This window comes from Paenibacillus sp. JJ1722, from assembly GCF_048282685.1.
Lineage (GTDB): Bacteria > Bacillota > Bacilli > Paenibacillales > Paenibacillaceae > Paenibacillus > Paenibacillus polymyxa_B.
In genome coordinates, this window is the sequence record NZ_CP182500.1 from 2,917,999 (window position 1) to 2,931,452 (window position 13,454).

The following is a 13,454-nucleotide window of genomic DNA, read 5'->3' on the forward strand; positions in this document are numbered from 1 at the left end:
ACACAGTTCTTCAGGGACTTTCATGAGGCAGCCTTTTGAGGTGCTCGTTCTTGAGAATCCCCCGTTCGGGCGTGTACTTTCGTACAATTGACTTTGATTTAGAATTTGATCCATACTTCAGATGAACGGTTGTTCAAAAAAACATTGGAGGGATTTTTCATGCGTTTGGGAGGAAAAGTTGCGGTCATTACAGGCTCAGCATCAGGAATGGGGAAAGCAATTGCAGAATTATTTGCAAAAGAAGGCGCAAGTGTTATTGTTTCAGACCTGAACATTGAAGGAGCTGAATCGGTTGCAGCGGGAATTAAATCAGCTGGCGGAACCGCCGTCGCAGTAAAAACCAATGTTGCTGATTTAAATGATATTCATGCTATGATCGATACTGCTGTTAATGAATTCGGAACTCTCGATATTTTAGTTAAAAATGCGGGCGTTATGGATAACATGGCGCCTGTAGGAGATGTGGACGACGAGACATGGGATTTTATATTCGATGTTAACACAAAAAGCGTTATGCGTTCGATTCGAAAAGTTATCCCGATCTTCCTGGATAAAGGGAATGGAGTGATTATAAATACGGCATCTACGGGCGGCTTCAACGGCGCGCATGCGGGCGCTGCTTACACTGCCTCAAAGCATGCGGTAATCGGTATTACGAAAAACACGGGGTTCATGTATGCTCAAAAAGGTATCCGATGCAATGCCATTGCGCCAGGAGCGACAGCCACAAACATTACTTCAACGATTCATAACTTAAATGAGTTTGGCGCGTCCCGAACGAAGGTTACACAAGGCGTAATTCCTCGCGTAGGGCAGGCGGAAGAAATCGCAAAAGTAGCCCTTTTCCTGGCTTCAGACGAATCGAGCTTTGTGAACGGGGCTGTTATAGCTGCAGACGCGGGTTGGACGGCAGGCTTCTAATCCACTGTTTAACGAGCACACATGCTTCAAAATATATAATCATCGAAGTAAGATCCTTGCAAGGGTTAAAGTAATATTCAATTGAAAGAGATGTAATGTCAAAAATAATGTTATAAAATTACAGGAGCGTTGACACACGATCCCGTCATTTTTTAGTTATATTTAGATATCATTATCATGAATGTGAGCTGCATGTCGTTTTTCTCGTTATTTGCGATCGAATAAGGAAACAATAGTCACCGCATGATCCCCGAGATTTGTGCGAATATTATCTGAATACATACTACAAGGATGTCGAGGGACAAGAACAAGGTCCCATTGAAAGTCGCTATTTTATCGGCTTTTTTATTTTATCGGTACAGTTCTTGTCCCAAGCCAAGATAATCAATAAAAAACTTACAGTGAACAAACATCAGACGAGGAACATTGACATATGAAAAAAACCATTGGATTTATTGGAGTCGGTAATATTGGAAGTACGATTGCTTGTTTTGCAGTGGCTGCAGGATATGACGTTGTAGGGGATAGGGATGTAACCAATCGTAGTAAGAGGCGATTGATTACATCCCTATTTTTGGCGTGGAGAAATCAATGTCGTCATTAGTGACTTTTCTTCAGAATCATCTGAGGAAGCTCTAGCAACAATCTGTCCATCGTGAGCGGATCATCGAAATTGTACTTGTTCTCGGTAAGAATAATACGGTCGATGCTTTTCGAGTTCCAGTATGGTAACTGCATCAGTCTTCTGTATAACCGGATCGTACGGGGATCGTTATCCATGAGAATAAAATGGGTATCGGCTTCATAGCTACAGGCATGTTCCGGTCGCGTCAGTTGAAAAGGAATGCCTGCCCGGATTAGTTCCTTCACCTTCGGAGGAGGCTGCATGCCGTCAGGGTGGTATACAGTAACTGCAAAGCCTTTCATGCTCATGATGTAGAGATTGCCCTCAACGATGGAAAACACAGCTGCTGTTTGCTTAACATCCATATGCTTCGCCAGGCCTATCCACATTCGTTTACTTGCAGCGCGATGCCGATAAATCCATTGTTGTGCAAGCTTCTGCCGATTCATTAGCTCTGCTGTTTGCATGATTCTTGAATAGACATGTTCATAGCGATCGATGAGGACGGTTGGGGCAATGGATGCCAATTCTTCGATCCAATCTTGACGGAAACCAGAATGAATGATCAGGTCAGGAAGAAGCTTACGTATTTTGCCCGGTTCACCCAGTAATCCAATATCCTCAATACCATTGATGGAATCCCAGTACAGACCTCTTTTACCTATGATCTCCACATCTGCGCCTATCGGCGTGATACCCAAGGACAATAGATCGCCCAGCGAATAACCAACGGCAACGATCCGTTTGTAAGGAACCTCGGGCATGAGCACGGGAGATGAGCTGACTGAAGCAGCCTCCTCGTACTGGCGGGGAGTGATCCCTTCCGTTTGTCTAAACTTGCGCGAAAAGTAACTCTCATCCTTGAATCCCACGGCTTGGGCAATCTGTGCAATCGTGTCCTCGGTCTGTAACAACAGCCGCTTGGCGTGTTTCATACGAATATCCAACACGTAGTCCAACGGTTTTTTTCCTGTAATGGACTTGAATAAGGTACTGTATTGCCATTTAGCCACACCTGCGATGCTGTACAACTGGCGGGCCGTAATGTTTTGCTGATAGTGAGATTCGATATAAGTGACGGTATGCTTCACCGCTTGAATGTTATCGGATATTTCCGTATTCCGTCGAATGTTTTCCATCAGGAACAGGAGTAGTTCCTGCAACGCAATCTGCTGTTTCAATCTCGACTCTTCGGGGACGGGAGTGGGGCGCTTCAATGAAAGGTCGAGCGTTCCTGCCAAATCAAGTAACCTTGATTCGTCAGTAATGTTCATGCGCGTCTCGTACGGAATCATGGACAGTAATTCATTGGCTGGTTTCGACTCTCCAAGCCGGTATACACTGAACACGATGACGATGGCCGCCGCGGTATTCAGCTGCGTGGCGGACGATGAAGCCCTCAATGTTTCTTCGTGCGGATCGACGAATTGAATGCTGGCCTGCGCATCAGGTGCAAGCAGTAAGACATCGTTTTTTTCGGTCTGTACGAAATGCTTCCTCAAGTGCAACACACCGGATGTCGACTTAAACACGACGAGGCGATGCGCCCCAGGCGAGCTCGGGATAAGCTGTTTGCAGGACAGCCTGCGGAAAAGGCTCACGCTTTGAGGGATGTATATGTCGTATCCTTCATTCGGCAAAAAGGAAATTTCTTTTCCGTCAATTGTTGAACGTTCCATGTTGTGCTCCTTAACCAAATGTATTTTGAACCGCGGTTCCAAGCAAGACATGCATAGACAAGTCAATTGTCGCAAGCCCGGTTCTGTTTTTTGTGCTATAAAAAATCAGAAATATATCCATTGTTCAATCATACCAAACTCCTTAACATAAATTGAAGATGATTTTCATTCTCATTAATGTTTTAGGGGGCTTTACCATGCGAAAGAGAAAAATGTTCCAAGGCATACTTGTCATGCTATTTATGCTTCTGCTTGCTGTAACAGCGGCATGTTCCGAAAAAGAGGAGGCAGCACCATCTGCGTCAGCTAACGGGGAACAGGAAAGAGCTAAAGAAATAACGGTTTCATGGATGAGGGATTTGGGTCCATCTAATCCGCACGCGTACTATCCATCACAGCTGTTCTCACAATCCATGATTTACGAACCGCTGGTTGAGTACGGCGAAGGGGGAAAAATCAAGCCTCATTTGGCCACCAGTTGGGAGATTAGCGAGGACGGCAAAGAATATACTTTCCATCTTCGGGAGGACGTCCAATACTCGGACGGAACACCGTTCAATGCCGCTAGCGTCAAGCGTAACATAGACGCGATCCTGCAAAACAAGACGACGCATAGCTGGCTGGGAACGGCCAAATTGCTGGATCACCTCGAGCTTGTTGACGAGTACACCGTCAAGCTTGTCATGTCAGAGCCGTACTATCCGGTTTTGCAGGACTTAACGACCGTGCGTCCATTCCGCTTCTTGGCCGATGCAGGCTTCCCGGAAGGGGACAATACGCTGGAAAGCATTCAGTCTCCCATCGGCACGGGGCCATGGATGCTTGAAGAATACAAGCAGGATGAATACAGCGTATTCGTGAAAAACCCGAACTATTGGGGCGAACAGCCTGAACTGGACAAGATCACGGTCCGCATCATACCGGATGCCGAAACTCGGGTACTAGCCTTCGAGAAAGGCGATCTTGATCTCATTTTCGGAGAGGGTTCCATTAGCCTTGACGAATTCACGCGCCTGCAAAAGAACGATGCATTCGAAACGGAAGTATCGGGCCCGTTGGGCACGCGAAACTTAATCCTGAATACGCAGAATGAAAAGCTGGCAGATACGCGAGTAAGGCTTGCATTGCATCACGGATTTGACAAGGCTGCGATGGTCAAAGGCATCACGTCTGACGTGGAACAGCCTGCGACGCAGGTGCTAACGACCGATTATCCTTACGTTAGCCAGACGTTCCCTGGATTTGCATACGATGCCTCCAAAGCAGCAGCTTATCTGGACGAGGCAGGATGGAAGGTTCCGGCATCGGGCGGTACCAGGGAAAAGGATGGCGAGAAGCTGTCGTTTGAGCTGATGTACGATACAACTGACCGCATCCAGAAAGCGATGGGCGAGACACTTCAGGCCGAATGGGCTGGACTTGGCGTTGAACTTCAGTTGACGGGACTTGAGCTGACCGAACAGACCAAACGTTTCCGTGAGGGAGACTATGACATGAACTTTTGGTTCAACTCCGGAGTGCCTTACGATCCACATACATTGGTCAATGCGGTAGCGGAGCCTACCTTTGGCGTTGCAGAGGCACATCTCAATATTGAAGGCAAGGCAGAGCTTGACGAACAGATCAGGCAAGTACTGGCTTCCGTTGACGAGAAACAGAGACAAGAGCTTTATGATCAGATTTTACAAAAAGTTCAGGAAGAATCGGTTATTATACCCCTGTCCTATATTCGTCAATATAACGTATACCAGAAAACACTGGATAACGTTTCATTTCCGGAGAGCAGATGGGATCATCCATTTAATAGCATTCACCTAAAATAAAGAAAAGGAAGGGCCACTCATGGCAGGTTATATTTTTAGAAGAGCACTGACGCTGGTTCCACTCGTGCTGTTCGCCACCTTCGTAGCTTTTGTACTAATGAGGCTCTCTCCGGTTGATCCGGCCGAGGCGTACTTCTCGGCAGCTCATATCAAGCCTAACGAGCAAATGCTACAGGAGAAGAGGGGAGAACTGGGGCTGGACGATCCCTTTATGTCTCAGTACGTGCAATCTGCTGTTCGCATGCTACAGCTAGACCTCGGGACGTCGTACCTGTCCTCCAAGTCTGTCTGGGGAGAGATTTGGCAACGGTTGCCCGCAACGTTGCAGTTGACGGGGAGCAGTATGTTGATCGCTTTCGTAGCTGTTGTCACACTAGGGTATCTCTCGGCCGTACACGCCGGGCGGTGGGTAGATTATGCGGTGCGCATTCTTTCCTACATCGGCGCATCCTTACCGCAATTCATGCTGGGTTACTTACTGATTTATCTGTTTGCCCTCCACTGGGACTTGCTTCCCGTGGAAGGAAAGGGCACATGGCAGCATTTGATTTTACCATCATTGACTCTCTCTTTGGCACTTGTGGCAACCTATGCCCGACTGTTTCGCGAGAGTATTCTGGAGCAGATGAAGCAGGCTTACGTGGACTATGCGCATACACGAGGATTAAAGCCGCGCAGCATCATGCTCAGACATGTGGTTCGACTGGCCATCCTCCCCATCATTACCGGATTCGGTATGAATCTAGGTAGGCTTATCACGGGAACGATTGTGGTAGAACGAGTATTCTCCTGGCCCGGTTTGGGGCGGTTTTTCGTGGAATCCATTTTCAACCGCGATTTACCAGTCATTCAGGGCTATGTTTTTTTTGCTGCCTGTCTTTACTTATGTACAAGTCTCCTAACCGATCTTCTGCACATGGCTGCTGATCCGAGGCTTTCCTTGCAAGAAAGGAGCAGGTAGGAATATGAAATTGAAAAGTTTGTTTTTTGGCAAGCGGCTGGTCGTAGGCTTGTGCCTGTTCTTTTTGTGTGTTTGCGCAGTAACAGCTATCTTTGCTCCATGGATAGCTCCCCATGATCCGAATCAGATACGAATGGCTGACAAGCTCGTTCCATCCTCGGCTGAGCATTTACTGGGTACCGACCATTTGGGCAGGGATGTGTTGTCCAGACTCATCTATGGTGTCCGAATTACGTTTGGACTGGTGTTGGGTGTCTTTTCCATATCTGTGCTGGTTGGTGTATCGATTGGCATGTTATCCGGTTACGTAGGCGGTTGGCTGGATCAGCTATTAATGCGGATTTGCGACGGCATGCTTGCATTTCCGAACCTCGTCCTTGTGCTTGGCATCGTTGGTATGCTTGGACCAGGGATATATCAGGTCATTATTGCACTGCTGCTGGTACAGTGGGTGTACTATGCACGTATGACCCGGGGTCTAGTGTTGCATCTGCGTTCCGAGCCGTATTTGCTGGCTGCCCTCATTTGCGGTTCCAGCCGATTAGCGATCCTGAGAAGACACGTTTTCCCGCATATTTTCCCGCAAATTGTGGTGATCGGTACGCTAGAGATGGGGTGGGCCATCATGGATATTTCAGCTCTTTCCTTCCTGGGACTCGGCATTCAGCCGCCTACCGCGGAATGGGGAGCGATGATTAATGAAGGACGCGGCTATTTGCGCGAACACCCTTCCCTAATGCTATATCCGGGATTGTGTATTTTACTTGTAGTCACCGCGTTCAATGTACTGGGGGAGTCGCTCTCCCAACTGCTCGGCGTAAAGAAAGTGAAGGAGAGGAGCACCCGCAATGTTCGAAGAACATCACGTCAGATCGGCAACCCCTGAACCATTGCTTGCACTTCATAATGTCTGTGCCGATGTGATCGAAGACGGCGCTTCTCAACGATTGCTGCATGATGTTTCGTTTTCGTTGCAGCCTGGACGCGTCGTAGGTCTTGCAGGACAGAGTGGCAGCGGCAAAACGCTAACCTGTCGATCGATTCTTCAGCTACTCGATCCTGCCATCCGCATAAACGGCAGCATCAGACTGAGAGGTGATGAACTGAACGGCATGACTGAAGAGCAGTTACGCACCATTCGCGGAAATGATATTGGATATATTGTTCAAAATCCAATGAATGCACTGGTTTCTGTTCATACCATCGGAAGCCAGTTTGTCGAAACGATCCGCACACATGCCCGGTGTAGTAAAAAGGATGCGTTGACACTGGCTGTGCAGGCACTTGAAAGTGTAAGGCTGCCTGATCCGCCGGAACTTCTCAAACGATATCCGTTCGAGCTTAGCGGAGGCATGCTGCAACGCGTGTTGATTGCGCTAACGATGTGTCTGTCACCCTCCATCGTCATTGCGGACGAGCCCACCACAGCCCTCGATACCATTAATCAATACCATGTATTGGAGGAACTAGAGAGACTGCGGATGAACCAGGACGTTGCCATCCTGCTTATTACGCATGATCTTGACGTCATCGCAGAGATGGCAGACGAGGTCATCGTGATGCATGAAGGACGGATCGTGGAACATAACGACGTATTATCCATATTCAATCGACCACAACATTCCTATACACAAGAATTGCTACGCAGTCGGTTGAATGAATGAACGGAGGGAAGAATAATGGCACTGCTAGAACTTTCCGGCGTCACTCACACGTATGATTCTGCGAACAACTCTTGGTGGAAATCGAAACAGAAGTTGCAGGGAGCTGTCGTGAAGGATATCTCCATGACGCTGGAGGCAGGACAATGCATCGGTTTGTTGGGGGGGAGCGGTGCAGGCAAGAGTACACTCGGCAAAATCATGCTTGGCTTGCAGCGCCCTCAACGGGGCTCAGTACTTGTTGATGGTAAGGATATGTATGCTTGCGACAATCGAACGAAGAAACAGTTACGGAAGCATGTACAGGCCGTATTTCAGGATTGTTATTCTTCGGTAAATCCCAAGATGACGGCAGCACAAATCATCGGGGAGCCCCTGGACAATTTCGAGCGACTAACGAATGGGGAAAAGGATTACCGCATCGGCGAAGCTTTGGACATCGTCGGACTACCTGCAAGTGCCATGAACAAGCTGCCAAGACAATTAAGCGGTGGACAACTACAGCGCATTAACATTGCACGCGCCATGATCTCCAGACCCAGCTTTATCGTGCTCGATGAAGCTGTCAGCAGCTTGGATATTGCCAACCAGGTACATATTATCGATGTTTTACGCGATTTAAAGAAACAACGGGATATGTCCTACGTATTCATCACGCACAACCTGAAGGCTGCTTTTGCACTATGTGACCGATGGACTGTATTAGATCAGGGTAGCTTATGCGGTAGCTTCTCGACGATAGCCGAGATGAAGGTATCCAGGGAACCAGCAGTTAAGCAGTTGTTAGACGCCTCATTATCCGGACATCCGGAGTTGGGTACAATTCGGAAGGATAGGCCTTTCTATGTTGACGCAGGGCAGCGTAAAGGCGCCTGGGCATGAATCGAAGCAAAGATTTGCCATACGCTCGCAACGGTGCATTTTCCCCCGTGTTGCTACGCCTATATACCCTCACTTTTTTGTTTTATAGTGCTAACGCCTTCGTTCAGATGATATTGCCTCTCTATACGCAAAGCATTGGCTATGGAAACGACAAGATCGGTATGATCGTGGGGATGTATTTGCTAGTTAGCATGCTGCTGCGACCATGGGCGGGAATCGTCGTTGAACGATTCGGGATTGCCCGCATTCTACGTTTTATTCTGGCGGGGCATCTGTTAGTTTTGCTATTGTTTGTATGGCAAGGCAACGTTTCTTACATTATTGTCCGGGGTTTGCAAGGCGCTGTCGCCGCATTCTTTTCGTTGACCGTGCAAATGGCTGTTATGGACCTGTTGCCCGAGCGTGACCGTGCTCAGGGATTATCTCTATACTTGTTGTTTGGTTTGCTACCCTCGGTTATGATGCCTGCACTGGGATGGATCGCCTGGGAAAAAGCTGGACTGAACGGATTTTACGCAGGCCTTTTGGTTTTGGGCGCATTGACGCTCATCTCGGGCTATGGAACAGGAAGAGCCACGCAGCACATCAAAGCGGCAAAGCGTCCCGCGGAGCAAACGACAACCAAGCATGAAATAGATAGAAGCGCACGATCCACGCTCTGGAACCGTCACTTCATGCTAAGCAGCATCGTGATGATGAGCGCAACGATTGGGTTTGGCGCGGTAACGGCGTTTCTTGCCTTGTATGTGATACAGACCGGAATCGGCAATGCGGGGGTGTTTTTTGCTATTCAATCGGGCGTGATCGTGACAGCAAGATTTGCTTTCCGTAAGAATCTGCCTTCGGACGGGAACTGGCATTCCGTATATGTCGGCATGCTGTTGGTTTCGCTCACGATAGGTCTGGCACTTGTAGCTTTTGCCCCAGTAACAGGTAATGCATGGATGCTGTACGGGGGCGGTGCGATGATCGGCTATGGCATAGCTAATGTGTATCCTGTGCTTGCCGCTTACCTGAGCATCACACTCGGAAAAGAACGTCGAAAAGTATGGATGGGGTTATTTATCTCCATGTCCGATTTTGGAACCGTGATTGGTAGTCTCGTTCTAGGCCTGGTGGCAGACTCCGCCGGTTACAGAGCCATCTTCTGGATTTCTGCCAGCGTTTCTCTCTGCGTTGCCTTGTTTGTTGCCTTGAGTAGCCGCTGGATGAAGGCCCAGCCGTAAGATTAAGAGAACATACACTTACCTGATCAAGAATCGAGTTTAGCATTGGCATCGTTGAGAGATGGCAAGCTGCCAGTCATCGGTGTAAATTAGATATGGGGTAGGGCTTAAATCGTTCTTGGACGATTTAAGCCCTGTTTTGTTCGTCGGCAAATAAGTCTTGAACGTTCTTGAAGTGAATATCGCTAAGAACGCTCGATATTTTTTCTATGGATAAACGGTCCTGTTTTTGAACCCAGTAATGAATAATGCCTGTTATACCAGAGAGCAAATATTCAAGCGAAATCTCGAATCGTTCCAGGGTAGAATTTAGCTACTTTAGAGAAACTAACCATTCGTGAAGTGGAGAATTTTTTATCTTTTTTGGAGTATCAACTCGACAATACTAAGCTAACCATTAACCGTAAATTGTCCTCACTAAAATCCTTATTTGATTACTTACAGAATAAAGCTGAAATAAGTGACCTAGAGCCATATATCCAGCGCAATGTTATGGCCAAAATGGATTTAAATGTAGTTAAAGAAAGCCAAGAGACGATTGCCAATCGTATTGATGGGAAAATTCTCAGAGAAGACGATTTTGAGTCGTTTAGGTTATTTGTAGCCCATGATTACGGAAAGATTAATAAAGAGAATAAACATATTTTCAATTTCCATCAATTTAATCGTGAACGAGATACAGCCATTGTTTCCCCTCATTTTAGGATCCGGTCTTAGGCTCTCTGAGGTTGCAGGCATTAACCTTGAAGATCTGGATATGAATAAAGCTTTAGTAAGTGTTATCCGTAAAGGTAATAAAGAACAATATGTGTATTTCAGCAAGCAAGCTTTACTGGATTTAGAAAATTATCTGCAGATCAGAGAATCAAAATATAAACCAGAGAAAACTGAAAGCTTTTTGTTTATTGCTGCTCTATAGGTCGTAAAGGAAAAAGCCGACGCTTAACTCAGCGATCTATAGAGAAACTGATCGAAAAATACGCTACAGCTTTTTGGAAAGCCAGCTTTAACCGTGCACTCTCTGAGGCATTCATTTGCAACCCGTTATCACTTGGAGAACAATGATGTGCCTAGATTGAAAAACCAATTAGGACATTCCTCAATACAAACGACTATGATTTATACTCATTTAACTGATGAAGAAATGAGGAAAGCAGTTAATAATATGGATAAGTAATAAAGCTTCGTCATGTAATCACACAAACTTTGTCCCTTTCGAGGAGAATGACACAAAGTTTACCCTGTTCAAGGGGGAATGACACAAAGCTTCTCTATAGCGACTTAGTACCAGCTGTCATTGAGTGAAATAGGGGATAAACTTGTTGTCAATGTACAATTCTTTAGCACGTAAGAATCAAAATGAATATCGCTTTTTATTTGTGCAATCCAATGGAAGTCAATTACAAGATACCACTAAACTTGTTGAAAAAGAAAATATCAAGCCCTCTATAGATTCAACTTATACGTTTGGGGACATTAACAAAGCGTTGATTAAAGTGTCGACGGGTCACTCCCAAGGCAAAGTTGTTGTGACCTTCTAAATAATAATCGAGTCCCGCTTCATCCGGCATTTTGGCCATTGCAAAATAGCTGTAACCCGCTCAGCCGCTTCGATCCTTCGCTTGTGCTGTTCCGCAATCAATTCGCCCAGCGAATAAATGTTTTCCATCCATATTTGACATTTTGGGCAGCCTTTCTTTTAGTTAATTAATAGAGCAGGAACAGCGGTACGAAAGGCAGGATACCGAGAAAATAATCGTCGTCGTTTCTAAGGCCGCCTTTTACCCGAATATGAGTCATGATACTGTAATACCCAAAAGGAGTGCGCCGACTGCGGCAAAGCCGCTTTTCCAGAATCCCGCGTCTGTTAACTCTACAGAAACATGGCTGCCAATAATCCTTGTATAATCCATATTGTAATTGTCATTTTTTCTCCTTATTTATTAAAAACAATTGGCATTTTTTGTATATAGGCAGATTTACAAACAAAATCGTACAAGCATTTCGCAACGTTTTCCCGAGATACATTCATGCCTGACTTCGTATCACCGAACGAAATTCCATAGCTCTTGCCGTCTTGTTTGATATTCGGATTGATAATGCGTACGACAGTCCATTCTATGTTTGATTTGTGAACGGTCTTCTTTTGCTTTCACGGTAGGCGTCCCCAGTGTGACAAAACGTTTTTTATTTAAAGCCTGCATGGTTTGAATGATGGTTTCATGAGCCCGGGGATCGACAAATCCTTCACTTTTCTGGATTTATCCTGCGCCGGTCCAAGCGCGCTGATCACGGCGTCTGAATTTGTAAACGCATCTTTCATTTTGCGGTGGTCATCCAGGCTACCGACAACCACTTGTAAATTCGGGTGATTTTCAGGCAGAGCATCCGCTCTTCTTACATAAGCCACTACCTGGTCGCCGTGTGTTAAAGCTTCTTTTACGACCAACTTTCCTATAGGCCGCTGGCGCCAAAAATTGTAATTATCATAACGTAGCCTCGTCTTTCATACATCTATTATTTCTACAACACTTGTTGTATAGTTATATTGTAAGTACTGGTAGCTACTGTTCAACCGATAAAATTACGTTTTTATCGGATATACGACATATGCAGTGAAATGTCTAAAAAGTGGAGGTGAGATGAGATGACGGAAAACAGGCTCGATCCACGTTTTGTACGTACACGCAGATTAATTATGGATGCATTTCTTCTCCTCTCAACGAAAAAGGATTTTAAGAATATCAGTATTAAAGACATTACATCAGAAGCAACGATCAACCGTGCCACCTTTTACTATCATTTTATGGATAAATACGATCTGCTCGAAAAAACACTGGAAGAACATCTAATGACGAACGTAATGAGAGAAATTTCAATACATGACCAGCTCAATGAAACGACGCTTGCCAGTGTATTTATGTCGGTTACTCAATTTCAATCTTCTCTGGCTTCCCAATGTCGAAAAAGCTTCGAATCATTTACTTCTGTAATAGAAGCGATAATTAAGAAAGAACTTGAGCAAGTATTTTTCGAGATGATGATGAATCAGAATGCAGGAGTCCGTGAGGAATCCGTTCGAATTGCATCTGTAATGTTAAGCTGGAGCATTTACGGGGCGGCCGTTAACTGGCAATATAACGATACAAGGCCAGCTGAAGAATATATCCAATTGGTGATACCTTATCTTTCTCAAGGGCTGAAATTTTTTATTGAGGAAGGTGTACGTTAGTTGTTCAATCAGACAAAGTAACGCTCTCTCTAAGAGAGATCTTCTTATGCCGAACAGTCTTTATTAAAGGGGAACTTAATCTAGGGACATATAGTCAACAAACAGGTCATTATGCTAACTGGGTACGTTAGTTAATAAAGCAGCGGCAGTCTAGTAGTCTTGTTCTACAACAGTGCAACAGGGGTTCCGTTCATCACGACCTACACGCGGCTAGAGGTGATCCACTGGCAGATTTGTATGAGTAAATAGCCGCCGAAGAAAAGGCCCAAGCTACATACCAGTGGCTGATTGACAAGACGGATGATGTGGATCTGTAAGACAGCCTCAAGTTTCTGCGGGAGCGGGAGATTGTGCATGCGCTGCGGTTTAAGGAGTCGGTGCAGATTATTATTGAATATACGGGAAAGAAAAAGGTATATATTCTTTAGCAGAACGAATTGAGAA

At 45.9% G+C, this 13,454-nt stretch carries 14 protein-coding genes and 2 pseudogenes; 13 read left to right on the forward strand and 3 right to left on the reverse strand.

Annotation, left to right across the window (positions count from 1 at the left end; genetic code table 11):
• The first annotated feature begins 159 nt into the window (after positions 1-159).
• Together ACM1ND_RS12895 and ACM1ND_RS12900 are read left to right on the forward strand one after the other, a co-directional pair.
• Entirely contained in the window at positions 160-921 is a 762-nt protein-coding gene (locus tag ACM1ND_RS12895) for an SDR family oxidoreductase (RefSeq protein ID WP_418027879.1), read from the forward strand.
• Positions 922-1,354: 433 nt separating this feature from the next.
• Complete coding sequence (locus ACM1ND_RS12900) at positions 1,355-1,525, forward strand: NAD(P)-binding domain-containing protein (RefSeq protein WP_418027881.1); 171 nt, start codon at positions 1,355-1,357, stop codon at positions 1,523-1,525.
• Here ACM1ND_RS12900 and ACM1ND_RS12905 read toward each other — a convergent pair.
• Positions 1,522-3,225 (reverse strand): helix-turn-helix domain-containing protein, encoded by a 1,704-nt coding sequence (locus ACM1ND_RS12905; protein WP_279833711.1) that lies wholly within the window; start codon positions 3,223-3,225, stop codon positions 1,522-1,524. The two genes, ACM1ND_RS12900 and ACM1ND_RS12905, sit on opposite strands and share 4 nt — an antisense overlap.
• Before the next feature lie 197 nt (positions 3,226-3,422).
• Between ACM1ND_RS12905 and nikA the strand changes: the two genes are divergently transcribed.
• The 9 genes and pseudogenes from nikA to ACM1ND_RS12950 all read left to right on the forward strand — a co-directional run bounded on the left by nikA (position 3,423) and on the right by ACM1ND_RS12950 (position 11,319).
• A complete protein-coding gene (nikA, locus tag ACM1ND_RS12910; RefSeq protein ID WP_418027883.1) occupies positions 3,423-5,048 on the forward strand; it encodes a nickel ABC transporter substrate-binding protein in 1,626 nt (541 codons plus the stop codon).
• Positions 5,049-5,067: 19 nt separating this feature from the next.
• Complete coding sequence (locus ACM1ND_RS12915) at positions 5,068-6,009, forward strand: ABC transporter permease subunit (protein WP_025722474.1); 942 nt, start codon at positions 5,068-5,070, stop codon at positions 6,007-6,009.
• A gap of 4 nt (positions 6,010-6,013) precedes the next feature.
• Positions 6,014-6,895: a nickel transporter permease gene (nikC, locus tag ACM1ND_RS12920; protein ID WP_023988651.1), complete on the forward strand. Its 882-nt coding sequence runs from the start codon at positions 6,014-6,016 to the stop codon at positions 6,893-6,895.
• Entirely contained in the window at positions 6,858-7,673 is an 816-nt protein-coding gene (locus ACM1ND_RS12925; protein ID WP_068938410.1) for an ABC transporter ATP-binding protein, read from the forward strand. The genes nikC and ACM1ND_RS12925 overlap by 38 nt, the downstream gene beginning before the upstream one ends.
• A gap of 15 nt (positions 7,674-7,688) precedes the next feature.
• Positions 7,689-8,552 carry an ATP-binding cassette domain-containing protein gene (locus ACM1ND_RS12930; protein ID WP_068938409.1) on the forward strand — a complete coding sequence of 288 codons (864 nt, stop codon included), beginning with the start codon at positions 7,689-7,691 and terminating at the stop codon, positions 8,550-8,552.
• Positions 8,549-9,778, forward strand: coding sequence for a staphylopine family metallophore export MFS transporter CntE (gene cntE, locus ACM1ND_RS12935; RefSeq protein WP_068938408.1), 1,230 nt, complete (start codon positions 8,549-8,551; stop codon positions 9,776-9,778). The genes ACM1ND_RS12930 and cntE overlap by 4 nt, the downstream gene beginning before the upstream one ends.
• Before the next feature lie 363 nt (positions 9,779-10,141).
• The gene (locus ACM1ND_RS12940; RefSeq protein WP_254664391.1) at positions 10,142-10,495 is read left to right on the forward strand and encodes a hypothetical protein; all 354 of its coding nucleotides are present in this window, start codon (positions 10,142-10,144) and stop codon (positions 10,493-10,495) included.
• Positions 10,386-10,955, forward strand: a pseudogene (locus ACM1ND_RS12945) (tyrosine-type recombinase/integrase). Before ACM1ND_RS12940 ends, ACM1ND_RS12945 begins: the two are co-directional and overlap by 110 nt.
• A 151-nt stretch (positions 10,956-11,106) precedes the next feature.
• Complete coding sequence (locus tag ACM1ND_RS12950) at positions 11,107-11,319, forward strand: zinc-binding dehydrogenase (RefSeq protein ID WP_023988655.1); 213 nt, start codon at positions 11,107-11,109, stop codon at positions 11,317-11,319.
• Here the strand turns inward: ACM1ND_RS12950 and ACM1ND_RS12955 are convergent.
• A complete protein-coding gene (locus tag ACM1ND_RS12955) occupies positions 11,316-11,447 on the reverse strand; it encodes a hypothetical protein (RefSeq protein ID WP_256026521.1) in 132 nt (43 codons plus the stop codon). The two genes, ACM1ND_RS12950 and ACM1ND_RS12955, sit on opposite strands and share 4 nt — an antisense overlap.
• 522 nt (positions 11,448-11,969) lie before the next feature.
• Positions 11,970-12,227 carry an NAD(P)H-binding protein gene (locus tag ACM1ND_RS12960; RefSeq protein ID WP_175405203.1) on the reverse strand — a complete coding sequence of 86 codons (258 nt, stop codon included), beginning with the start codon at positions 12,225-12,227 and terminating at the stop codon, positions 11,970-11,972.
• 198 nt (positions 12,228-12,425) lie between these two features.
• Here ACM1ND_RS12960 and ACM1ND_RS12965 point away from each other — a divergent pair, with 198 nt between their 5' ends.
• Positions 12,426-13,010: a TetR/AcrR family transcriptional regulator gene (locus tag ACM1ND_RS12965; RefSeq protein WP_028541261.1), complete on the forward strand. Its 585-nt coding sequence runs from the start codon at positions 12,426-12,428 to the stop codon at positions 13,008-13,010.
• A 159-nt stretch (positions 13,011-13,169) separates the two neighbouring features.
• Positions 13,170-13,438: pseudogene (locus ACM1ND_RS12970) on the forward strand (manganese catalase family protein); the annotation flags it as partial.
• Positions 13,439-13,454: the final 16 nt, after the last annotated feature.

Bases quoted from the DNA above. Each gene is read 5' to 3' on its own strand.
- ACM1ND_RS12965 (WP_028541261.1), top strand. From the start codon at position 12,426: ATGACGGAAAACAGGCTCGATCCACGTTTTGTACGTACACGCAGATTA.
- ACM1ND_RS12915 (WP_025722474.1), top strand. From the start codon at position 5,068: ATGGCAGGTTATATTTTTAGAAGAGCACTGACGCTGGTTCCACTCGTG.
- nikC (WP_023988651.1), top strand. From the start codon at position 6,014: ATGAAATTGAAAAGTTTGTTTTTTGGCAAGCGGCTGGTCGTAGGCTTG.
- ACM1ND_RS12925 (WP_068938410.1), top strand. From the start codon at position 6,858: ATGTTCGAAGAACATCACGTCAGATCGGCAACCCCTGAACCATTGCTT.
- ACM1ND_RS12900 (WP_418027881.1), top strand. From the start codon at position 1,355: ATGAAAAAAACCATTGGATTTATTGGAGTCGGTAATATTGGAAGTACG.
- ACM1ND_RS12955 (WP_256026521.1), bottom strand. From the start codon at position 11,447: ATGGAAAACATTTATTCGCTGGGCGAATTGATTGCGGAACAGCACAAG.
- ACM1ND_RS12895 (WP_418027879.1), top strand. From the start codon at position 160: ATGCGTTTGGGAGGAAAAGTTGCGGTCATTACAGGCTCAGCATCAGGA.
- ACM1ND_RS12905 (WP_279833711.1), bottom strand. From the start codon at position 3,225: ATGGAACGTTCAACAATTGACGGAAAAGAAATTTCCTTTTTGCCGAAT.
- cntE (WP_068938408.1), top strand. From the start codon at position 8,549: ATGAATCGAAGCAAAGATTTGCCATACGCTCGCAACGGTGCATTTTCC.
- ACM1ND_RS12950 (WP_023988655.1), top strand. From the start codon at position 11,107: ATGTACAATTCTTTAGCACGTAAGAATCAAAATGAATATCGCTTTTTA.
- ACM1ND_RS12930 (WP_068938409.1), top strand. From the start codon at position 7,689: ATGGCACTGCTAGAACTTTCCGGCGTCACTCACACGTATGATTCTGCG.
- nikA (WP_418027883.1), top strand. From the start codon at position 3,423: ATGCGAAAGAGAAAAATGTTCCAAGGCATACTTGTCATGCTATTTATG.